Source organism: Microvirga yunnanensis (assembly GCF_025460875.1).
In genome coordinates this window covers 30,071-51,567 of sequence record NZ_JAMXFI010000032.1, presented here as the reverse complement: position 1 = coordinate 51,567, position 21,497 = coordinate 30,071, and the positions used below count along the sequence as shown (strand labels likewise).

The following is a 21,497-nucleotide window of genomic DNA, read 5'->3' as shown; positions in this document are numbered from 1 at the left end:
TCTGACCTACGAGGCTGACCGCATGAGGGGGGCGACGGCTGGAGCTCAGCTCTTCACCCGAACATAGCTGCCCGGCGCATCCTCGATGGGCGTGAGCTTACTCCCGCCGATCTCCCGGGCCAGAACCCGCCTCCCGTCCTGCACCTCGCGCCAAGCCTGCCAGTCCAGCCACCAAGAGCCCAGATGCTCCTCTGCGGCATCAAGCCAGGCCTCGAGCTCTCCCACATGTGGACCGTTGGTCCAGTACCGATACCGGTCCCGTGCCGGCGGGTTCACAACCCCGGCGATATGGCCCGAGCCGGTAACGACAAACCGGACGGAACTGCCAAGGAACCGTGCCCCTGGGAACACGGATCGCGCCGGTGCGATATGATCCTCGCGCGCCGCTAAGTGGTAGATCGGGATCGCCACCGTCGAATTCTAGGTCCAGGATCTCCTCGCTTCCCATGCTCCGCGTGCTGCTGGCGTTCGCCCCCTCGCCGAGCCGGAAGGCGATTTTCAGGATCACCCGAAACTGGATAACCTGCTCGTTCTCCACCACGACCTCGATCTCCTTGATCCAGACAGAGGATGTTGCGCATCGTCTGTGCGGCGCGCTCTAGCGCCTGAGCAGCGCCCAAAGGGACAAGCCCATAACAAGGCGGCCCTTCCTGGTCAGGAAGCTTCTCCCGGGCCCCATTCCCGTGCATGAGGCTATCTGCATACGCTGAAGCCTGGGCCCCTTAGGCAACCCAGCTGCTTCAGTCAATCAGACGCAGGCAAAGGTGCTATTCTGGCAGGACCTGCCCCAGATCGAAGCGGATTGGTCCCATGACTCACCATTACGTTCAGCAACTGCAGAAAGCACGCGAGCGGCTGGTCGCGCACCGGCGCGAGATGGCCGAAATCATCATCAACACGGCGGCCTTCATCCCTGAGAGAGCCGTCGAGTTCACGGAGATCCAGGATGCGATCAAGTCGATCGACGAGGCGATTGAGGATGAAGCCAAGCGGGTCGGCACCGTGCTTCGTGACGAAGGCAGCGTGTAACCTGACCGGGACCGGGCCCGCGACGGGGCCGTTTCCAGGTTTGGCGATGGAATTGTCCCGCTTGATGACGCGGATCATGTAGCAGCCACAAACCAGACGCGGAGCTGGAGCAAAAGCGTCATAATCTTGAGCCCTGCGCCAACCTGACGCGAGCTGATCTCCTTAACAGTCAAGGAGTTCGTCGCGGTTCGCTGGACATGACAAGGACCTGAACCTCATTGAGAGCGGTTCATAAACTCGCGGGATCTGGTATCCTTACCAGCAGCCTTGCGAAGAGCCACCTGAGCGGGGAGGTGTCCCATGCCAAAGCTGACCGTGAGTTGGGATGAGAGCGGGCCGCTGCTGCAAACGGCTGAAGTTGAGAGCCCAGCTTTCGATCGGCGCTGGAGTGCTCCGATCGGGCAACTAACCGAAGCCGAGAGGCAGGAGTTGTTGTCAGCCGCCCAAGCCCTGGCGCAGCTGATCGCTGATCTGGCCGCAGAGGACACCTTCTTCAGCAACCCCCGTTAGCACGCTTGAACTGAAGCGGGCTGGACGCAGAGTTGAAGGAGCCCATCGGAGTCTGCATCCGCAGAACGCGATGTGAGTTGCCGGTTGACCGTACCTGCAGAGGATGCTCCCGATGGCGGACATCGTCCTGATCAACCCGAAGTTCGAGGCCAGCTTCTGGGGGCTGGAGTACGCACTCGACCTCCTGGGCGTCAAAGCTAACCTGCCGGTGGCAGCTCTGCCGCTCCTCGCTGCGCTTACGCCCGCCGAGCATCGGATCGAACTCATTGATGAGAATGTCGAGCCGATAGACTATGGCCGCTGTGCTCGCGCGGATATTGTGGGCGTCACCGGCATGTCGGTTCAGCGCTTCCGCATGCGCGAGATTATTGCCGAGCTCAAGCGGCGCGGCTGTTTTGTCGTGGTTGGCGGGCCATGGGTCACCGTCCAGGAGGACTACTTCGATCCCGAGGCGGACGCCATCTTCGTGGGTGAGGCCGAGATGACGTGGCCCCAGTTTCTGTCCGACTGGAGCGCGGGTCGGCCTACCCGGCGCTATGAACAGCTCCAACGCACGGATGTCACACAGCTGCCGGTGCCCCGGCATGATCTGCTGAACATGAGCGATTACGCCTTCGGAAGCGTGCAGTTCTCACGCGGTTGTCCGTTCACGTGCGAGTTCTGTGACATCATCGTGACGTTCGGGCGCAAGCCGCGCCTCAAGACCAGCCGCCAGATCATCGCCGAACTGGACAGTCTCTGGCGCAGGCACCGCGTCACCAAGGTCTTCATCGTGGACGACAACCTCATCGGCAACAAGAAGGAGACAAAAGCGATCCTGCGGGATCTGCTTGCCTGGCAGCAGCAGAACAGCTTCCCCCTGCTGTTCTTCACACAAGCCTCGATCGACCTCGCTGACGACCCGGAGTTGCTCGCCCTGATGAGCGCCGTGAACATCCGCATCGTCTTTGTCGGTGTGGAAACACCCAATGAAGCCTCCCTGCGGGAGACCAAAAAGCTGCAGAACCTGCGCGCCGGTGGCTCGCTCGTGGAGAAAATCCACCGCATCCAGGCAGCTGGGCTCGAGGTCTGGAGCGGCCAGATCATAGGCTTCGACCATGACGGCCTCGACATCTTTGATCGACAGGTCGCATTCCTTCAGGAGGCCCGGATCATTACCTCGATGGTGGGGATGCTGAGCGCAATCCCCAAGACACCCCTGCACACGCGGCTGGCGAGAGAAGGGCGGCTTGACGAGGCCGACAGACCGGTGAACGGCACGAACGTGATCCCCCTGCAGCTTGACCGGGATCAGCTCAGCCAGGGCTATCTTCGTGTGATGCAGACGATCTACGCTCCCGAGGCCTATTTCGAGAGGGTGAAGCAGCTTTACCTGCAGGGGCCACTAGGCACTCTTGAGCATTGGCCTGAGCGGTCGTGGTTGGATGCTCTGAGGCAGAACGGCACCGCTCTGATGCAAGCGGCCTTCATTGTGCTCCGGTTGGAAACCCGGGTCAGAGATCGAGCCTTACGGCGGGTCTACAGGACTATGATCGGAGAGGCGCTTCGCCGCCACTCGCCGTTGCTCCTCCACATCCTCGCGATGAAGTGTGCGATGCACTATCATGCAATCCGCCTCGTCAGAGACATGGCTGCAAGCCGGATGCCGGTGAATACATTCTGAGCTAATGACCGGAGCCGATCTCGACCGAGAACCGGGACGAATTCGTCTGAAACCTTTGCACTATCCTCTTCGAGGGGGATCGTCAGGTTAACGGGAGAGTGAGCTGATCGAGGCGTATATATGAAGGACGAAATCGACCCCCCATCCACGTTACGCCCGCCACCGCTTCCCGGCTGAGGTCATCAGCCATGCCGTCTGGCTTTATTTCCGGTTTCCGTTGAGCCTGCGGATGGTCGAGGAGATGCTCGCTGCCCGGATTCGGGATCGGCACGGCCATCCCCTCGCGGATCAGAGCCCCGGCCGGCCCACGATTCCTCCTCAGATCACTGTTTCCAGGATGCCGAACCGCACCGGAATCACAGTTCGCGCCCTGATCTGTCCGTCGTCTGCTTTGTCGAGGACAGTGAGGTGTTGAATTTCCCCTGGGCCAAGGGGCAGGACCATACGGCCGCCCGGGGCGAGTTGCTCCAGCAAGGTCGGCGGCGGCACCTCGGCCGCGGCAGTGACCAGGATCTTGTCGAAAGGGGCGTGCTCGAGCCAGCCACGAGTGCCGTCGCCCACCCGAACGGCAACATTCCCGTAGCCAAGTTGCGACAGGCGTGCCTCGGCATGGCTGGCGAACTCCTCGACCATCTCGACGGTCCAGACCTGGCGAGCGAGTTCGGCAAGAACGGCAGCCTGATAGCCCAAACCGGTGCCGATCTCGAGCACGGCCTCATGAGGCTGTGGATCGAGCAGGTCGGTCATGAGGGCGCAGATGAAGGGCTGAGACACAGTCTTGTCAAAGCCGATCGGCAGAGGGGTGTCCTGGTAGGCGATGGCCGCCAGCTCTGGCGGCACGAAGAGGTGGCGCCGCACCCGCCGCATGGCGTCGAGAACCCGCTCGCCAAGGGTGGCCTTGCCGATCTCCTCGCTCATGAGGTCAGCCCGAAGAGCGATCACCTCCACCATGTGCCGGCGCAGGATGGCGAGGTGCACTTCCGTCATCGGCTTCATGTCGGCAGATCCTCAAGTGAGCTGTCCCGAACGAGGCCTACAATCTTACGCTGATTGGAAGCAGGAGCTAATCCCGTTCCGCAGCCTGGGACTGGTGTGTTTCAGACGAACGTGCCAGTCAGTAGGTTCTTGTGAGACCGCTGTTTCGGTCAAGGTGATATTGTTCCTGAGGCTGACGAGAGAGCGTCTAGCTCACGATCTGTATTGCCATCCTCCTGTGCCGTGCCGCGGTGGCTGGTGCTGGCATGGGAGGCCGCTCATTCGGCTTTGTGTGAACGGGCGAGTTGGATTACTTCCGTGACGTTGCCCCGCCGCAGGGCCTCGATCGGCGCTGCGCCACCGAGAGCGGGATCCCCGCTCAGCAGCCACTCAAGTCGCCTCCAGGGCGAGCGGATCGGCATCGAGCGGAGCGCCTCTGACAGGCCTGCCACCATGCCGCCGATCTGAAGCTGGCACGCCGGATAGGCGGTGCCGCCCGGTAGAGGCAGGGCAATGATCGCACCCTCGGCGGCCAGCTCCTGCAGCGTGACGACCTCGGTCCCGAGCATGCGGGCTGCCTCGGGCGCAGTGAGGGTGCCCCCCGCTTTGCGGAGAAGGTCAGCTTTGATGTCTTCCGTCCTCAAGCTGATGCACCTCACTGGCGATCGGGAGGATATCACAAGCTGGGAGACGTGGTGAATGGTGTGGCGGGCATGCCGCACTGAGACCATCCTCAGTAGATGGGTCGGTCACCATGTCGCGATAGCCATCGTGGGGAAGCTGCGAATGAGCGGAGGGTTGCTGGGTTAAACCAGAGCCGAACCGATAAAAACGGGCCCAATCCTCAGGATTGGACCCGTGGTAACACGAAGTCACGCGCTATTTGCGTTGGTCCGGATTACCCGGCTGATTGGTCAGATTGTCGAGCAGAAGGATACCTCAAACGCTCAAGCAATGGACGAAGAGGCGGACTTCAGCCCTGGTGGTGTCGGTATCTGAGCCTCCATTCGTCAGAGCCGGAGCGGGTGCCCGGCCGATGAGCCAACAGGCGCCAGCCGCTATGAGGAACCCGCGTGAACGGTCGTGCTGGCCTGCTCTTGATGACGGACTCTCTTCCAGGAGCGAAAGTGTCGCCCGTCAGCTTTGCCAACTAACCAGACGCCAGCCCGTTTCAGCTTGGCTGGAAAGAAAAGGACCCGGCACTGCTGTCGTGCCTTGGCCGGGGGCGGCCTCGGCTTGGCGCTCGTCACGGTGCTCCTCGCCTTCGCTTAGTCAATTGTCAACAACCATCTCGATGTTCGCGCCATGCGAATGCGACCGAAAGATCTCCGATCCATCGCAATTATCTGCCCATCGCGGCAATGCCGCTGCTCAGGTAGATGACCGGCACGTTCACGGCCTGAGCCAATTCCCGAGCGCGTTCGCGTGCATTGTCCAGCGTACACTCCGTGGAACCGCTGGAAGATTGGTAATCCGAACCCAAGCCCTTTCCGGTCACCCGGTAGTGGTAGCCGATGGCCGGCTCGCGAATGACCTCAATGAGGATATATTTCTCTGGATTGGCGGGCTGTTCCCCTTCAGCCAGTTGTTGGAAGCGGGCCATGACACCCTCCCTCTGGGCTCAACAGCCGATTATCCGTTGTTTGCCGAGAGCCTGATAGCCCCGAAACACCAAGCGGCCATGGGCAGAACTGGCGGAAGTGGTTTAGCTCAGCCAGTCGTGGCCGAGTTCGTCGTTAAACCAATGCTCAACGTCGGCTCGGACTGAGGTTGCGCTTCGGAACTCCAGGTAAGGCGAAAGGTCTGGCTCGAGCCATGAGTAGAAGTCCGAGAAGCTCTGCCCTTGCGTCTCTCCCCTGAGTTCGACCAATCCTTCGACGAGCCGCCGAATGATGTTCTCGCTCTCTTCCCATGTCATCAGTTTGTCCTCACGAAAAGCCCCATCTCACTCGCGTCCGATTTCCTTCCGCCGAGGTTAGGGGAAGGCTCCTGATGTAGGACCATGCAGAGCCAGCTATGATTTGTCTGCCTGGAGATGCGGTGGCTCCGACCCGTGATTGGAACCGGGCGGGGGCCGGGAAGAGGGAGGTGTTGTCACGTTAACGGAAATCGGGCGCAGTTAAGCAACCGCCGTTACCTGACGGGCTCACGCTGCAACGCAGGCTACAGACTTCCATTCCGCCATGGCGGTGAGACGATGCAGATGGGCGGCAAGAGCAGAGCGGCGGGAGCGGGGTGGAACGAACAGGTTGCGGATTGCGGAAAACACGGAGGTGAACCTCTGTAACCCGCCCGATGAGCGAAAGCCCTGCATCGCCCGCTCCCGCCGGCGCAGCGGCAGATGCGAATTTTCTGCTCTGTTATTCAATCCCTTGTGCGAGCGGTGCTCGACTGCCGGCATGATCTGGCGCCGGGCAGCAGCGTAGGAGCCGAGCTTGTCGGTGATCATCCGCCGTGGAGGGCAGCCCTGCTTCTTCAGGAGGCGTCTGAGCAGGCGCTTGGCCGCTTTTGTATCGCGCCGGCTCTGAACGATTTCGTCGAGGACATAGCCATCCTGATCGACGGCTCGCCACAGCCAGTGCTTCCGGCCGGCGATCGTGACCACAACTTCGTCTAGATGCCAAATGTCGCGCCGGCTCGGCCTCTTGTGTTTGAGGCGGCGGGCGTAAGCAGGCCCGAACTTCAGCGCCCACCGGCGAACCGTCTCATAGGAGACGAGGATGCCGCGCTCCAGCAGCATCTCTTCGACCAGACGCAAGCTCAGGGGAAATCTGAAATACAGCCACACGGCATGGGCGATGATTTCAGGCGGAAAGCGGTGGCGTTTGTAGCTGACGGACTTGCTCATGCCGGACCATCTACACGGCTCGCCCTCATCCCCGAGTTAACGTGACAACGCCGTCGTGATAGCTACCAGCTTAAGCGGCCACTACTTTCCGGGCCGGTGTGGTCGAAAAGGCATCCAATACGTGGGCTCCAGGCGCTTTAGGCGCTCGTTGATGTGGCGCTCATCCCGAGACAGCCATCGGCCCGAGACGCTGCTCAAGTATCCGATCTCGACACGCCCGACCCAGAGAAGGACATCATCGTCGGTCCTCGGCGCGGTTTCCATCGGCAGCCATTCGTCCATTCATCCGTTCCCGTGCAAGTCAATCTTGAACCGTCAAGCTAGAGGGGGTGCATCCAAGATAAAGACTTGACAGGACATTGGACCGCCTCGGTGGAGTGCCGAAGGAGAAACTTTCCCGGGCAGCCGAGGGCGATCTGGTCGATTGTCGGGCTGAAGAAGTGCCATAAGACCTGTGCCGAAGTCTGGGCGCGGCGCCACTGAAGCCTGGTGACGAGGTCGTCCCGGAGGTTACCGGTAACACCGACGCCATAGTGGGCCTACTGTCGCCCTTCGTGGCACGAATTCTCATTGCCAATCCGAACTTGGGACAAGGTCATGACTGACAAGATCGGCTTGCTTGTAAGAGTTACTTCTTCTGTAGGTCTACCTGGCTGCTGGCTACGGGCGCAGGATCGCCCCTCGGTCGAATCGTGCCGTGATGAATGCTGTTGGGAGGTCCCGATGTCACGTTCACAGACCAAAGACATCCTGTGTTCCACCGGCTGTGCCGTTGTCGTTGCTGTGGGACTTAGCATCGCCTCAGTCTCAAGCGCTGTCGCATCGCCAGAGGACGAGATCGCCCGGCTTAACCGCGTGCGTACCAACCTGTTCGAGGAGCTTGTGAAGACCCGAGCGGAAGCGGCCACTGCGCGTGCCGAACGAGACGAAGCTCTCAAGGCCCGCGATGCCGCCGAGGCTGAACTTGCCCGTCTGAAGCAGGAAGCTGCCACCGCCAAACCCGCCAGCCCTGCACCAAGCGCCGAGACCAAAGCCCAGCCGCAGCACCGTGCTGCGGCCGCAGCATCATCTGCGGTTCGTCGCCAGAGTGTGCATCCTGCAGCACCGGCAGCGACTGGATCGGTTCCGAGGACGAGCACGGCGCGTGCGCAGCAACAGGTCGTGCGGACGAGCCCCACTCTGCGCCCAGCCATCAGGCCGTCTGAGGCAGTAGCGCGTCAGGGGGCGCCGGTGGCCCGAACACAGGAACTGCCTAGCGTGCTGCGCCTGCAAGATCCGCAATAGTCGCCTGCCCGCGGCGGTCCACACGGCATTCGACGATACCTTGGCGGGCTTCGCGTCCGCTTGACCGCGAGTAGACGATCCCTACCTCTACCGGTGCCCGCTGGCCGCTTCGGGTGCGCCGCATTTCACCGGCGCTGGTTGCATCGACCCGGATCAACTCCGCGCCCACTTCGCTTGCATGGGTGCGAGCCGCCGCAATGGCCGCCTGTCTGCAGGTTTCGACGATCTCATTGGGTGTGCCCGGACGATACTGGAGCTTGGGAATGCTCGCCCGTTCGGCCGCGTAGCCGCCTCCCAATCCGGCGGCACCAAGGAGAAGAATGACCCACAGCATGTGTGTCTACCAAAGCGCCCTGCAGATGATGGGCCACGGCATCATGAGTACCGCTTCAAGAAATTCCAACCTGGGCTGTCAGTTCCTTATCCTGAGGTATTAGGAAGGTGGCGCAGCGTAGCTATCGATTTGCCTATCCCAACAGTCTTGTCACCATGGCCTAACCGAAATTCAAGATTTGGGATAGGGACAACCTTAGCCGTACTTCCGGGAATGGAGCACTATCGAAACCTGCGCCGAAACTTAACCTTGGGGCTTCGGCTGACCCGTCGCGGCGCTAGGGGTACTGCTCACGTGGCCACTTACCAAACAGGCAGATAAGGGGAACCCCTCAATGAACGGCTAGTTTGCAGGCTGGCAATGGCTCACTATTCTGCTTATCCCTTTCTGCCTTGAGTTTCGATGACCTCACTCCCTTTCGATCCTGATGACAAAGCGCTCCGCTGCCACGTGGAGGCCCTCACCGAAAGCGGGCAAGCCGTGTCCATCTTCGATGCCGAGGACAATCTCCGGTACGCCAACAAGACCTACCAGGGCATGTTCCTGGGAAAAACTACAACGGTCCGCTCACTTTCACCGGGGTCCTCCGCCACGCGCACAAGAACGGACTGGGGGTACGGATCGATGGCAATGACGTCGCGGCCTTCATCGCCCGAACCTTGCCGCGGCGCCGGAGTGTGCCCCGCAAGTCCTTCGAGACCGATCTGGTGGATGGCCGCTGGTACTGGATCGATCACACCATCCTGCCGAATGGCTGGGTGCTGTCCGTCGGGCTGACATCACGGCCTTGAAGAACAACGAGAAGTCCCTGCGCCAAGCCCACGAGGCGGCGCTGAAGGCATCCCAGACCGATCAGCTCACCGGGCTGCCCAACCGCCGCCACATCCTGGGACTGCTCGACGAGGCGCTTGCCGCCAATGAGAATACGGGATCAGGCCTGTGCGTTGCGGTGATCGACATCGATCACTTGAAGGCCATCAACGATGCGCATGGGCACAAGGCGGGCGACGCGGTTCTTGAGCATTTCGCGCGCTCCTGCCGAGCGAGGGTGCGGGCACAGGATCGCTTGGGCCGGACCGGCGGGGAGGAGTTCCTGCTCCTGCTGCCCGAGCTTCGGCTCGACCCTGCTGTGCACATCATCGAGCGTATCCGAGGAGGCTTTCCACCAGCAGTCCTGGAGCACAGTGAGCTCGAACTCTCTTGCACCTTCAGCGCCGGAGTGACCGAAGCCCTGCCGGACGACGACCGCAGCTCGATCCTCCGCCGAGCCGACAGGGCCCTGTATACCGCCGAGGAGGAGGGGAGGAACCGCACGAAGATCGGCTCCGAACGGAGCCTCTGAGGATACCGGTGCCCTCATGATGAGTACTCGACCGCTGCGTTGGTCAACGCACTGCCTGCGAGCGACCAGGATGTCGAAGACCCGGTAATCCGGTTGAAAGGTACGCATCCGAGGAAGACCGCAGGATCAGGCCTCGCGCGTCGATGGGATCGTGGCTAACGTTGGTGCAGGTTTAAGGGGCGGCTTTTTGTGATGCGACGGTCCTGCGGGCCTCGATGATGTATTTGAGGTTCTCGATGCCATCTTCGGTGAAGAGGACAATATGCTCGGTCAATTCGGAGGCCGGAAAGGTGTCGTAGGCACCGAGGCGGCCGTCTTCCGAGAACATTTCGATCGAGCACTCGTGCAGGAAGTCCTCGTCTTCACCGAGCATGTCAGCCACGTATTTCAGCGTGTACAGCGTTGAGTTGCGATATCCCACTCGTCGGTCCCTTTTCGGTTACGCAGCCAGCTGGGACGCCAGGTTCTCGGCCTGCCGTAGCCTTTTCCATTCCCAGGGAAGCAATTCGTGCAGGCGGGCGACAGGAAGATCGGCAATCCGGGCCAGTACGTCGGCGAGCCAGGCTTTTGGATCGACATCGTTGAGACGACAGGTCGTGATGAGGGTGAGCATGATGGCGGCACGATCCGCCCCGCGCTGGGACCCGGAAGGTCCAGTTGCGGCGCCCCAGGGCAATCCCTCTCAAGGCCCGTTCGGCGGCATTGTTCGTCAGACAAACCCGGCCATCCTCCAGGAAGCGGGCAAAGCCATCCCAGCGCTTCAGCATGTAGTCCATGGCGCCGATCACCTCGGACGATCGGGTGAGGGTGGCACGCTCCCGCTTCAGCCACTCGTGCATGTCATCGAACAGCGGCTTGCTCTTCTCCCGCCGCACAGCCAGTCGTTCCGCGGCGCTCAAGCCATTGATCTGACGCTCGATGTCAAACAGTGCGTCGAACCGCTTGACGGCCTCCAACGCGATCGGGGAGATCGGCTTGCCGCTTCTTTTGCGATCCCGAGCCCTTTTCTCGATATCGGCCAGTTCAAAGAATTTCCGCCGCGCATGTGCGTGGCAGAAGGCAAAGGTAAGGGGCACCGCTTTCTGTTCGGCAACACTGATCGGCTCAAAGCCATTGTAACAGTCACTCTGCAGAAGGCCGCCATACCCGGCCAGGTGTTTCTGCGGATGCTCGCCGCGGCGGTCACTTGAGGCGTAGTAGACCGCAGCTGGCGGCGCAGGCCCACCAAACGGCTGGTCGTCCCGCACGTAAGTCCAGATCCGTCCGGTCGTGCACTTGCTTTTGGCCCGGATGGGAATGGTCGTATCGTCGCCGTGAAGGCGCTCGGCCGCAAAGACATGGTTCTCGATCAGAGCGAAGACCGGCCTGAGAGCGGAGGTTCCAAACCCGACCTGATCGGCCAGCGTCGAGGTCGACAGCGCGATGCCTTCGCAGGTGAGCCGGGCGCTCTGGCGATCGAGCGGACTGTGCATGCCGAACTTGTCGAACAGAATCGTCGCCAGCAGATGAGGGCCGATGAAGCCGCGCGGCGTGGCATGGAACGGCGCCGGCGGCTGGCTGATCGCCTCACAGTCCCGACACGTGAACTTCTCCCGGACCGTCTCGATCACTTTGAACCGACGCGGGATCTCCTCCAGCGTCTCGGTGATGTCCTCGCCCAGTTTCGCCAGGCGCGAGCCACCGCAACAGGCGCAGGTCGCCGGGGGATCAATTACCACGCGTTCGCGCTCGATATCCTCCGGAAAGGGCTTTCGGACCGGCCGCCGGCGCACAAAGGAGCGCCCGTTTGAGCTCCTGGCCGCGGCCTGCGCCGCAACCTCATCCTCCGTCGCGGCCATCACCAGTTCTTCGAGCTGTAATTCCAGCTGGTCGATCAGTCGCGCCGCGCGCTCAGACCGCTGGCCGCGCAGTTCGCGCTTCAGCTTTTCGATCGCCAGTTCCAGACGGGCGATCAGGGCCTCGCTGTCGGACAACAGGGCCTGCGCCTTGGCGGCTTGCGCCACAGCCCTGTCCCTCTCGGCGACAACGACATCCCGTTCCGCCTGCAACCTCTCACGCTCGGACAGCAGCGCCAGATAGGCGCTCACAAGGTCGTCGGGAAGATCGACAGGCGTTGACGGCATGACGCCATTCGAACAGAATGTCCCTGTACTTTCAATCGAATAATGCTACCCAGCCCGTGTTGGACGCCAGGTTTCCTGCGGATTGCGCCAGTCGATTCCGGACAGAAGATAAGACAGCTGCGCCGGTGAGATCGCAACAGCGCCGCCCTCCACATTCGGCCAGATGAACCGGCCTTTCTCCAGTTTTCGCGTGAACAGGCAGGCTCCCTGGCCGTCATGCCAGATCACTTTGATCAGGTCACCTTTGCGCCCCCGGAAGCAAAAAAGGTGGCCTCCCAGAGGATCATGCTTCAATATCTCCTGCACCCGAAGAGCCAGAGTGGGGAAGCCACAGCGCATGTCGGTGTGCCCGGTTGCCAGCCAGACCTTCACACCCTGACCCATCGGAAACGGGTTCATGGCAACGTCTCCAGACCACGTATGATCCGCAGCAATGCCTCAACGTCGACATCCCGGTCCACACTCACACGCCTGCCGTTCGCGCTCATGACTTCCATGCGACCGTGGTCGGGTGTGAGAGGTTGCATAGGTGCAGCCGATGCAGGCTGCGCGGCTGCACCACGAGACGCGGGAACGATCAGTGCCGGAACAAAGCCGTCCGTCGAACGGCTGACGAGCCTTCCTTCCCGCGCGGCCCTGCGCCACCCGTTCAACTGCCAGCGCGTGATCCCATGGCGCTGCGCCGTTGCGGTGACCTGGCGCGGGCCGCTATAGCTTTCCGCCACAATCGCCAGCTTCGCCTCATCAGTGAACCGCCGTCGGCGACCGCTCTCGACGATCTCCATCCTGCTGACGCGCCCCGGGCGAGCATCCATCATGTCCATGGCTAAAGCACTGTCTATATTGACGTCTATATAAACAGACCATCCACAGTCTCACTCACTAGAGCATCGGACGGTTAAACGGACGCATATCCGGCAGCCCTGAGGAAGTTCCAACATTCTCGCGGCTCAAACAAATCGCATATGTCACCGAGCGCGCGCCAGAGTGCGTCGAACGTTCGGGCCTCAGCCTTGCGCAGGTGTGCTTTGATTTTGGCAAAGGCCTGTTCAATGGGATTAAGGTCAGGCGAATAAGCAGGCAGGAACAGGAACCAGGCGCCGCGTTCTCTCAGACACTGCGCAGCCTTTTCGCTCTTGTGGACCGCGAGATTGTCGAGGATCACCACGTCGCCTTTGCGCAGCGTCGGCGCGAGCTGCGTCTCGATGTAAGCCTCGAACGCCAACCGGGTGATCGGACCATCGATGATCCAGGGCGCGCACAACTCGTTGCACCGCAGCCCAGCGAGAAAGGTATGCGTCTTCCAGTGGCCGAAGGGCGCTCTCATGCGCAGGCGCTGGCCCCGGCGAGAGCGGCCGCGCAGGCGCGTCATCTTGGTGTTGACGTAAGTCTCATCGAGAAACACCAAGCGGTGCGGCTGCTCGCGCATGCGCGGCTGACGGTGAGTATGCCAAACCCGGCGCTCATCCCGCACGTCGGTGCGTGCGCACTCCGCCGCCATTAGGGCTTTTTTTATAACTGAAGCCGCGCCGGCACAGGAAGCGCGAGAGCATCGCCGGGGCTGCCACCACCCCATGTTCCTCCAGCAGCCGAGCCGCGAGTTCGGGCATGGTGATGGCAGGGCTTGCCTCGACGGCCTGGATCAGGAAGCTCTCATAAGGCACGAGCTTGCCGCCTCCCGGCGGGCGGCCTTGCCGGGCCGGCGCCGGCGAACCGGTGTCCCGCGTTCGCCGCACCAGCTTGATGGCGAAGCTCTCGCTGACATCAAAGTGCTCGGCTGCCGCTCGGCAGGTATGGCCCGCCTCGACAAAGTCGGCGACGCGCACCCGAAGATCGAGAGAATAGCAGTGGCCCATGATCCACCTCCCGTGCAGGAGAGTGAATCACAGATCGCACCAGCCCAAAACCCCGGGAGTCGGATTTCCTGTCCGGTGCTCTAGCGCAATGCGTCCTTCCTCGGATGCGTACGTTGAAAGGTGCAGATGCGGAGATCGAAAGGATTCCGGCTGTCGACTTCATTCAACAAAGCCACGGCAGGAAGGTCGCTTCATGCCGGTCCGCGGGCGAACCGGCCTGGCCCGCTTCAGCGGGGAAAAGCCGACGTTCATTGCGAAGGTGGAAGGTGAAGGTTCGACCACAGCGGCCTCAGGCCGGCGGAGTAGGGCGTGAAGGTGCTCCGCTGTACCACGGCGTCAGGCGCGGCATCCAGCGGCGCACCTCGGCGGCATAGGCCTCGTACTGCGCCCCATAGGTCCTGCGCAACGTCGGTTCCTCGTAGACCAGCACGAAGAGGTGGGTAACGACGCCAAACGCCAGAGCGTAGATCAGCAGCGTCAGGCAGCCGATGAGCAGTCCTTGGCCAGCGATCAGCGCGGTCACTGCGAGGTACATGGGATTGCGCACATAGCGGTAGGCGCCCGAGACCACCAGCGTCTCGGTCGGATAGATCGGCGCCGGCGTGCCGCGGCCCTGCCATGCGAAGCGGGCGAAGGAATCAAGAAGGACCGTGGTGCCAAAGAGGATCAGCGCGCCACCCAGCCAGCGCACCGGCTCAAACCCGAGCAGCGGCGCGTTCATGCGCCACCCGGTCGTGTACCACGGGATGAAGACGCCGAGCAGACCTGGCGCGGCGAAGAGAAACACGATCGAGCCGAGGACGGGCATGATGCCGCGAGAAGAAGACTGGTTCATGCCAAGTCATTACCTCCCAATCGGAATGCATCCGAGCTGCTGGAAGAGGCCGAGCCGGTCCAGTTCAACCCAGTCCTCTTTCAGCTTGCCGCCGACGAAGTGGCTGATGATGATGACGGTCCACGTCACGTGGCGACCGGACGCGGCGATCCCTTGCCATGCGCCCTGCTGGGTCGCCTGCCAGTGGCCACGCCAGACGCCTCGGTCGCCGGCGAAGAACATGTCGTCCAGGGTGTAGGCGGCGTCCGGAAAGGCGGCGAAGAAACCTTCCATCGCCGCGCGCCAGGCGGACAGGCTATGGATCGTCTCCATGCCCAGCCAATGCGACGTCAGATCATCGTCCCAGTACTTGTCCAGGGCGTCCAGACGATGCCCGTTGAAGACCTCGTCGATGTAGGCGCGGATCAACGCCTCGTGCTGGTCTGCTACCATGATCGTTGCTCCTCCAGGTGCTAAAGGTCGACCGGCCCGTGTCGTCGTCTGGCACGGGCTGGGATGGCCGGCGAGTGATTGCCGGACGGGAGGGGAGGGGCAGGATGCTCATGGAGCATGTCCTCGAGCCAGTGACGAGTGCCACGTTTTCCGCAGGTCGGCGATGCCCGCAGGATAGCGCAGAATTTCCCCCAACGCATGGATCATCATAGGGGCGGAAGGGCCACAACGAGCACATTTGCGAAGTAGATCGAATGTCAGCTTACGTGGGGAACACCGGTCGTTCCTGTGAGGTGCGGATCATCGCCGTCTGACCCGCTCCGGATCATTCTGAGGTCAGGGGGCACGGTGAGCGCTCGCGATCGGATCAGAGATCAGTTTTCAGCATGTCGTTGGGCCGTCTCGGATGCTCGCCCGGGCTACTCGGAACTGTCCGGCGGGTCATCCGGGAGTGCGGAGCCGAGCAGACGAAGGGCTCCTGCGATGAGGACAATGGCCGCCGGTTTCACGAGCATCTCCCACGTAATGCGCGTCTCAAGCTCCACCACGGCGGTGACGAAATCCACGACCAGGTAGACCAGAACCACCTGGATCAGGGTGATCTTAATCTCGCCGAGGCCCTCAACCCGCATCCACAGCGGGGCCTTGGTACGAAGGCCGGAGGGCAGACGAAAGGCAAAGCCGAAGGTGATCGCATAGGCAAACACGATCAGGACGAGGCCGAAGAGGAATGCATCCATGGCCTGCATCACTGTAGCGATGACCAATGTTTCCGTGTCGGCGCTCGGCTGAACAACCATCTTCAGGGCATAAGCCAATTTCAGGCAGCCCTCGAAGAACATCAGCATGGCACCGAGTGCCGCCCCAAGAGCAGCGACAAGTGTGACCCAGCGCAGGGACAGGATGAAGTGGATCATCTGCCGACGAGCCCTCAACCGGTATCGTGGTCAAGGTACGGTTTTAACATACCACCCAGGAAACACACCTCATTCCAGCCGAGATACGTGCAGCCGCTCGACCTTGGGCATCGTCAACTAAACCGAAGAGTGGCCCTGAGTGGGCACGAAGCAGGTCTGAGCCAAATTTCCGCAGTGGCGGCGTAAGCGCACCGGGAAACGGCCGGGATGTGAGACACGAAATTGGCCCAATGAGAAGCCGGAGTAGCCGAGGGGTCCTTAGCGCCTTGCAGGGTCGATTGGCATCGCTCGCTAGTGAACTGCCCACGAGACAGCTTCGGAACTCTCCCGGATACGCCGAGAAGACGTTTTATACAGTTCCGCAAGGTGTTGTATCGGAATTACGCTCCCCATCCAGAAAGCTCCCGGTCTCCGAACTTTTGCTCTCCCGGTGCCGCGACACGGTCGAGCTCTTGTCTGATGGCTCGCACCGTGATGGGTCCAAGGCCTTCGAAGCGCTCGAGCTGGTCAGCGACGGCCCTGAGCTCATCGATCGTCTGGATGTTCTCGCGCTGGAACACATCCCAGGCCAGTTGAGGTAAGTAGAGGCCCTCAATGGGTCCTTCGCAGGTTGGAAAATGACGGGGCATGTGCTGGTCCTGAACCTGACAGGCGGGAGCGCACGTATCTCTCGGCCACCGGTGCCTGGATCACTCATACCGGTGACGTTGGACAACGTCTCAGCAGCCAGCCTGTTCAGGTCTGTGGCCTCGGGACAGAGATCAGCGCTTAGTCAGACGCAAGGACTCAAGGGGAGGAACTCCATTTCCTCCAACCAGGCGTGGGTTGCGGCCTCGCGGGCGGTCTGCTCGTCCTCGAAGTCACGATCAGTGGGCTTTTCGAAGCCGCAGACGTGGCACTGCACAGCGGCGGCGAAGCACCTATCGCTTGTGGCAAAGCTCAGGACAGAGGCTGCAGCGCAGGAGCATTGTGGGCAGAGCCTCTGGCCCATGTGGCTCTTCCTCTCAGCGAGTGCGGCGGCTTCATGAGAGGCTAACACATATGGCGCCGCTTTCGAGCCAAGCAGACTGCGACAAATTTGTGCGGCGCAAAATGGCTAGCGATCCGGGCAAGGCATGGTGACCCTGATATCTCCCCGGCAGTTGCGATCCATGATCCGTACCCCTCTCTGGGAGGGAGCAGGGGCAAAAGGCTGTTGGCTGCTCTGTGGGCATCACTACAGCCGCAGAGGGCAGGTCAGGTATGAGGAGCAAACCTTCACACGGCCGCGCTTGACGGCCGCGGTTGACCTGAAGCGGTCCACCAGCGTGAGATTAGCGAGCTTCCGAGATGGAGACCAGGCATTGTACAACCGCGATCTCAGGTCTCGATCAATGTATCCTTGAGAGACGAAGGGGCCAATTCGACAAGCTTAACCGCTTCAAGCGCGTGGCGTCCCGGTGCGAGATGACGGCGAGAAGCGTCAGTTCAATCGCGGCCCTTGCGCCCGTTTCCATCATCGTGAACTCTGTTCACGGGCCCTCGTCTGGACATGTTCCAACCTGATGGAGAACCCCGATGGCTGACCTGTTTGACACTTGCCTCACCTTCACACTCACCGAGGAGGGCGGCTATGTCGATGATCCAGCCGACCCCGGGGGCGCGACCAACAGGGGCATCACCTTGGCCACCCTGCGGCACTGGGATCACGAGCCGACGCTCGGTCCCGCCGACGTGCAAGACATGACCCAGCAGACCGCGGCAGCGATCTACCGCGCGCTCTACTGGAATGCGCTGCGGGGTGACGCCCTGCCTGCGGGCGTCGATCTCAGTACCTTCGACTTCGGGGTGAATGCGGGCACCCGGCGCAGCGCAGAGCTGCTGCAGCAGGTCCTCGGCTTCCCCCCAGACCAAGTGGACGGCGCCGTCGGCCCGGAGACGCTACGTGCCGCCCTGACAGCGGACGCGGCGACAGTGATTGGTGGGTTAGCCGAACGCCAGGCTGCCTACTACCGCGGCCTCCCGGAATTCGGTCGCTTTGGGCGGGGCTGGCTTGAGCGGACCGAGCGACGCCGGCAGGCGGGGCTGGCCATGCTGCAGAGCACCCAGGTAGCGTGAAGCGCCTGTTGCATCGCGACCATGCTCCGGAAGTCACAGCCGCAGGCGGTGTGGCCAGGTCCGAGATTGGCGGATCCGGGTCCGGGCTGCCGGCGGAGGACAGCGCGCGATGACGGCCGCCATACCCTGCGGCGTCAGCTCGGGGTGCTGATTTTGTCGGCGACCGTCCGCACCAGAGTGTCCACCAAGCGGAAGACGATCTCGACACTAAAGCCGACGAAGAAGGCCAGGGCGCCGAGCGGCAGCGACATGCCCTCCAGCCGAACCGGCTGGTCATTGGTCCAGAGCACGCCAAGCAGCCCACCCAAGGTCGCGCCGAGCACCATGCGCAGGGTCCCGTGGATGCTCTCCCATGCCTCAAGCGTGGAGGTCTGGATCTGCCGGTTTATATTGCGGAAGACGTAGACCCAAGCCCCGAGCAGGCCCAGCAGGATCGGCATGACAAAGCCCGTCAGCGCGGTCAGAATGATCAGGCTCCGCAGCTCAGTAGACTCCCATTCCTCCTCTGAGAGTCCGGTCGTGTGGTCCAGATCCCGCGGGGCCAGCCAAGTGATGGGCGAGACGTAGGCGAGGCGGCTGGAGATCACATTCCAGTTCCGCAGCTCCTGTCGGATGATCCTCAGGCGACCCAGCGCATCCGCCATCTGCGCGCACAGGAGGTTCCCTTGGCCGCCCCGGCCAGCCTGTTCCGCCTGTGGGCTCGGCCCGTGCGCCGCTGGCGGCGCGGTGGGCTGAGGGCAGTCGTAGTCCGCAGCACCGCCGGCGGCCGAGGAGGCCGCGCGCGCCACGCCGAGGCTGTTCGCGACGGCCTGGTGCTCGGTGCGGATCTGCTCGAGCTGCTGGACCGCCCGTCGCCCCCGATCCACATGGACCAGCAGCAGGATCGTGGCCAGGAAGATCACGATGCCAAACACCGCGCTCCCCCGCACCCAGCGAAACAGCCACTGGGCTTGAGACCGCGTGTCGCTCGGCAGATCCTCGTCCTCATCACCCACGAAGGCCCGTGTGAGGCGGATGGACTTGACATTGGCAGGGGCCGCCAAGTCCGTCAGAACCTCCAGGCTCTCATAGAGCTGCCCAAGCAACCGTCCGTCGCGGGCGATGGCCTCTGGCGCGACGACCAGGAGCGCGGCATGGGGTTCGAGGGCAATCCGCGGGGCGGAGCCGGGGGGCACCACTCGGCCGTTGACCGCGGGGATGGACAGGGCCGAAGCCTCGGCCCTGCATGCGAAGTGCCGGATGAGCACGCGGAGGTCGCTTTGCAGACGCCTCACCCGTTCGACGGCGTCTGATCCGGGAGGCAGGTCGGTCGGGCTGCTATTCGCGGCGGGGCCGGTCACAGCCTCGGGCTGCGCATCGGCCGGCGGAAGCGGCGCGCTCATCGCCGCAAGGCGCCTGATTGTACGGGCTCCCGCCATTGCCAACGACCCCCAGCAACGGCCGTCCACTCCTCATGCGTCAGGCGCGTCAGCATCGGGCAACCTCCTGGGAGAGGCTCGATGCTCCACAAACATGGTTAACAAACTCTTAGGCCGCTCACATGACCCAAGAAGGTGCTCACAGTGCGCACTGCCGCCGTTCCGGCGGTGAGTGAAGATGGCTCGGCGCCTATTGAGATGATAGATGCGGCCGAGGGCGCGGACGTGTCCCAGTTCCAGGGCGAGGAAATCGCACAGTCTGGTGAGCCCGAGCAGACCTCGGCGCTGATCCCCCGGATCCTCATCTCGGGTGGGCGAACTCGGCTCAGCCGAGAGCGTCAACACCCCTATCGAGCCGATCAGCGACCAGTTCAGCGCGGCGATGGGTGCCTCGCGGGCTGCCGTGGATGCCGGCTGTGCTCCGTACGACTGATCGGCCGGCCAAGCCGGCTTGGTGGTGGCGCCCGACCCCTCTGTCACTGGCGGGAACTCCGGGGGCGTTCAGCACCTCGCGGTCGCAAAAGCTTCGAGGGTCATCGTCGCGATCAACATGGACGAGAAGGCGCCGATCGTTCAAGTGGCCGCTGATAACCCCTCAGCGACCTCTTCCGGTTCCTGCCACAGCTCCACGACAAGTTGAAAAGGTCGATCCATGAGGAAGCCATATCTTCCACGTTAAACAGGAATGTCGTTCTTGCCACTTGTCGGAAGTCGCGCTTGGGTCTGCTCACGATGGGAACACCGGATGCTCCTGACGGGCAGGCGGATCTCCTAGCGTACTCCTCAGCGGTGATACAGACGGATGCGATGATCGCTGTTACAGTAGGCGCAGGGAAAGCTATCAGGCTTTCCGGCTGCTCCCATTATTTGATGGGATGGGATCGGAGCAGGGCGACACATGATCCTCCTGGACACCCAACCCCTCTGGCTGTCGGGCGCCCTGCTCATTGGTGTGGCCACCCTGCTGGCGATGGCTGCGCCCATCTTTGTTCGTCGGCGCGTGCCTTCGGAGCGGCTCAGAATCAACAATGAAGTGGCGGGCTTCACCTTCGCGACCGTCGGAGTGCTTTATGCGGTGCTGTTGGCGTTTGCCGTGATCATCGTCTGGGAAAAGTTCAGCGAAGCAGAGCATGCTGCAGCCCAGGAGGCAGGCGCGGTAGCAACCCTCTACCGCCTGGCCAACGGGATTGGAGAGGGTCCGGGCGAGGCACTGCGTGAGAGCTTAACCCGCTACGCCAGGGCCGCCGTCACAGAGGATTGGCCTGCGATGGCACGCAGTGAGTCAAGCCGCGAGGTCACCCGTGCCCTCGACAGCACCTATACGGCCCTGCTCACGTTCACCCCGGATGATGGCCGCGGAACGGCGCTCCTGGATGAGGCGCTCCGTCAGCTGGATCTCCTGACCGAGGCCCGCCGCACGCGGCTCATCCTGGCCTCCGGCGCGGTTCCCGGCGTACTCTGGTTCGTGCTCGTCGGGGGAGCCTTTGTAACGGTCGGCTTCACGCTGTTCTTCGGCACCGAGAACTTGCGCGTTCAGGCATTGATGACCGGGATCCTGTCATTCCTGATCTTCTCCGGGCTACTCGTGATCATTGCCATCAACCATCCGTTTGCGGGACCCGTGAGGGTGCATCCGGAGGCACTCTTGGAGGTGCTGGAGGATTTAGGAGAGAAAGCCCAGCCGTAACCGCTGGTGGAACTGGGTACTGCTGGTGCAGAGGAGCATGGCCCGGAACTGCTGCATGTCTCGGAAGCAGACCGAGTGTCTGCTTCAGACTGCGACACCGGACGTTCCCGCAGAGTAGCGAATAGCAGAGGCTGGCCTTGAGCCGGC

General features: G+C 62.2%; 23 protein-coding genes and 3 pseudogenes. 7 read left to right on the top strand and 19 right to left on the bottom strand.

Features of this window, described 5'->3' with window-relative positions:
• Positions 1 to 45: 45 nt before the first annotated feature.
• Positions 46 to 411 (bottom strand): annotated as a pseudogene (locus tag NF876_RS17260) (class I poly(R)-hydroxyalkanoic acid synthase); the annotation flags it as partial.
• An 82-nt stretch (positions 412 to 493) separates the two neighbouring features.
• A pseudogene (locus NF876_RS43465) lies at positions 494 to 559 on the bottom strand (hypothetical protein); the annotation flags it as partial.
• A gap of 251 nt (positions 560 to 810) precedes the next feature.
• Between NF876_RS43465 and NF876_RS17255 the strand changes: the two are divergent.
• From NF876_RS17255 to NF876_RS17240, 4 genes and pseudogenes are all read left to right on the top strand, one after another.
• On the top strand, positions 811 to 1,029 hold the full coding sequence (locus tag NF876_RS17255; protein WP_262270014.1) for a hypothetical protein: 219 nt from the start codon (positions 811 to 813) through the stop codon (positions 1,027 to 1,029).
• A 300-nt stretch (positions 1,030 to 1,329) separates the two neighbouring features.
• Positions 1,330 to 1,539 carry a hypothetical protein gene (locus NF876_RS17250; RefSeq protein WP_262270013.1) on the top strand — a complete coding sequence of 70 codons (210 nt, stop codon included), beginning with the start codon at positions 1,330 to 1,332 and terminating at the stop codon, positions 1,537 to 1,539.
• Between the two features lie 112 nt (positions 1,540 to 1,651).
• Entirely contained in the window at positions 1,652 to 3,202 is a 1,551-nt protein-coding gene (locus NF876_RS17245) for a B12-binding domain-containing radical SAM protein (RefSeq protein WP_262270012.1), read from the top strand.
• A 148-nt stretch (positions 3,203 to 3,350) separates the two neighbouring features.
• A pseudogene (locus NF876_RS17240) lies at positions 3,351 to 3,458 on the top strand (IS6 family transposase); the annotation flags it as partial.
• Positions 3,459 to 3,520: 62 nt separating this feature from the next.
• Here the strand turns inward: NF876_RS17240 and NF876_RS17235 are convergent.
• The 7 genes from NF876_RS17235 to NF876_RS17205 form a co-directional block, all read right to left on the bottom strand.
• Positions 3,521 to 4,198: a protein-L-isoaspartate(D-aspartate) O-methyltransferase gene (locus NF876_RS17235; RefSeq protein WP_262270011.1), complete on the bottom strand. Its 678-nt coding sequence runs from the start codon at positions 4,196 to 4,198 to the stop codon at positions 3,521 to 3,523.
• Positions 4,199 to 4,455: 257 nt separating this feature from the next.
• Positions 4,456 to 4,821 carry an Rv2175c family DNA-binding protein gene (locus tag NF876_RS17230; RefSeq protein ID WP_262270010.1) on the bottom strand — a complete coding sequence of 122 codons (366 nt, stop codon included), beginning with the start codon at positions 4,819 to 4,821 and terminating at the stop codon, positions 4,456 to 4,458.
• A 698-nt stretch (positions 4,822 to 5,519) separates the two neighbouring features.
• Positions 5,520 to 5,780 (bottom strand): hypothetical protein, encoded by a 261-nt coding sequence (locus tag NF876_RS17225; protein ID WP_262270009.1) that lies wholly within the window; start codon positions 5,778 to 5,780, stop codon positions 5,520 to 5,522.
• 102 nt (positions 5,781 to 5,882) lie between these two features.
• A complete protein-coding gene (locus tag NF876_RS17220) occupies positions 5,883 to 6,095 on the bottom strand; it encodes a hypothetical protein (RefSeq protein WP_262270008.1) in 213 nt (70 codons plus the stop codon).
• A gap of 228 nt (positions 6,096 to 6,323) precedes the next feature.
• On the bottom strand, positions 6,324 to 7,025 hold the full coding sequence (locus NF876_RS17215) for an IS6 family transposase (protein ID WP_262270007.1): 702 nt from the start codon (positions 7,023 to 7,025) through the stop codon (positions 6,324 to 6,326).
• Positions 7,026 to 7,832: 807 nt separating this feature from the next.
• The gene (locus tag NF876_RS17210; protein WP_262270006.1) at positions 7,833 to 8,072 is read right to left on the bottom strand and encodes a hypothetical protein; all 240 of its coding nucleotides are present in this window, start codon (positions 8,070 to 8,072) and stop codon (positions 7,833 to 7,835) included.
• Between the two features lie 205 nt (positions 8,073 to 8,277).
• Positions 8,278 to 8,643: a hypothetical protein gene (locus NF876_RS17205; RefSeq protein ID WP_262270005.1), complete on the bottom strand. Its 366-nt coding sequence runs from the start codon at positions 8,641 to 8,643 to the stop codon at positions 8,278 to 8,280.
• 787 nt (positions 8,644 to 9,430) lie between these two features.
• Between NF876_RS17205 and NF876_RS17200 the strand changes: the two genes are divergently transcribed.
• Positions 9,431 to 9,985, top strand: coding sequence for a GGDEF domain-containing protein (locus tag NF876_RS17200; RefSeq protein ID WP_262270004.1), 555 nt, complete (start codon positions 9,431 to 9,433; stop codon positions 9,983 to 9,985).
• 172 nt (positions 9,986 to 10,157) lie between these two features.
• Here the strand turns inward: NF876_RS17200 and NF876_RS17195 are convergent, their stop codons facing one another.
• The 9 genes from NF876_RS17195 to NF876_RS17155 form a co-directional block, all read right to left on the bottom strand.
• Positions 10,158 to 10,358 carry a hypothetical protein gene (locus tag NF876_RS17195; protein ID WP_262270043.1) on the bottom strand — a complete coding sequence of 67 codons (201 nt, stop codon included), beginning with the start codon at positions 10,356 to 10,358 and terminating at the stop codon, positions 10,158 to 10,160.
• A 66-nt stretch (positions 10,359 to 10,424) separates the two neighbouring features.
• Positions 10,425 to 12,108 (bottom strand): IS66 family transposase gene (gene tnpC, locus NF876_RS17190; RefSeq protein WP_262270003.1). Its coding sequence is split into 2 segments (ribosomal slippage): positions 10,425 to 10,632 and positions 10,631 to 12,108, totalling 1,686 coding nucleotides; the frame shifts between segments, so codons are not numbered across the junction.
• 45 nt (positions 12,109 to 12,153) lie between these two features.
• Positions 12,154 to 12,507 (bottom strand): IS66 family insertion sequence element accessory protein TnpB, encoded by a 354-nt coding sequence (gene tnpB, locus NF876_RS17185; RefSeq protein WP_373696678.1) that lies wholly within the window; start codon positions 12,505 to 12,507, stop codon positions 12,154 to 12,156.
• Positions 12,504 to 12,932: an IS66-like element accessory protein TnpA gene (gene tnpA / locus NF876_RS17180; protein WP_262270002.1), complete on the bottom strand. Its 429-nt coding sequence runs from the start codon at positions 12,930 to 12,932 to the stop codon at positions 12,504 to 12,506. The genes tnpB and tnpA overlap by 4 nt, the downstream gene beginning before the upstream one ends.
• Before the next feature lie 74 nt (positions 12,933 to 13,006).
• A protein-coding gene (locus NF876_RS17175; RefSeq protein ID WP_262270001.1) for an IS630 family transposase occupies positions 13,007 to 13,964 on the bottom strand; the annotation gives its coding sequence in 2 pieces (ribosomal slippage) (positions 13,007 to 13,612 and positions 13,614 to 13,964; 957 coding nt in all).
• Between the two features lie 289 nt (positions 13,965 to 14,253).
• Positions 14,254 to 14,799 carry a methyltransferase family protein gene (locus tag NF876_RS17170; RefSeq protein ID WP_262270000.1) on the bottom strand — a complete coding sequence of 182 codons (546 nt, stop codon included), beginning with the start codon at positions 14,797 to 14,799 and terminating at the stop codon, positions 14,254 to 14,256.
• 9 nt (positions 14,800 to 14,808) lie between these two features.
• On the bottom strand, positions 14,809 to 15,231 hold the full coding sequence (locus NF876_RS17165) for an ester cyclase (RefSeq protein WP_262269999.1): 423 nt from the start codon (positions 15,229 to 15,231) through the stop codon (positions 14,809 to 14,811).
• 419 nt (positions 15,232 to 15,650) lie between these two features.
• Entirely contained in the window at positions 15,651 to 16,148 is a 498-nt protein-coding gene (locus tag NF876_RS17160) for a YqhA family protein (RefSeq protein ID WP_262269998.1), read from the bottom strand.
• Between the two features lie 380 nt (positions 16,149 to 16,528).
• Complete coding sequence (locus NF876_RS17155; RefSeq protein ID WP_262269997.1) at positions 16,529 to 16,777, bottom strand: hypothetical protein; 249 nt, start codon at positions 16,775 to 16,777, stop codon at positions 16,529 to 16,531.
• Positions 16,778 to 17,705: 928 nt separating this feature from the next.
• Between NF876_RS17155 and NF876_RS17150 the strand changes: the two genes are divergently transcribed.
• The gene (locus NF876_RS17150; RefSeq protein WP_262269996.1) at positions 17,706 to 18,245 is read left to right on the top strand and encodes a glycoside hydrolase family 108 protein; all 540 of its coding nucleotides are present in this window, start codon (positions 17,706 to 17,708) and stop codon (positions 18,243 to 18,245) included.
• Positions 18,246 to 18,379: 134 nt separating this feature from the next.
• On the opposite strand, the gene NF876_RS17145 is transcribed toward NF876_RS17150, so the two are convergent.
• Positions 18,380 to 19,627: a hypothetical protein gene (locus NF876_RS17145; protein WP_262269995.1), complete on the bottom strand. Its 1,248-nt coding sequence runs from the start codon at positions 19,625 to 19,627 to the stop codon at positions 18,380 to 18,382.
• 934 nt (positions 19,628 to 20,561) lie between these two features.
• On the opposite strand from NF876_RS17145, the gene NF876_RS17140 reads away from it, so the two are divergent.
• On the top strand, positions 20,562 to 21,350 hold the full coding sequence (locus NF876_RS17140; protein WP_262269994.1) for a bestrophin-like domain: 789 nt from the start codon (positions 20,562 to 20,564) through the stop codon (positions 21,348 to 21,350).
• Positions 21,351 to 21,497: the final 147 nt, after the last annotated feature.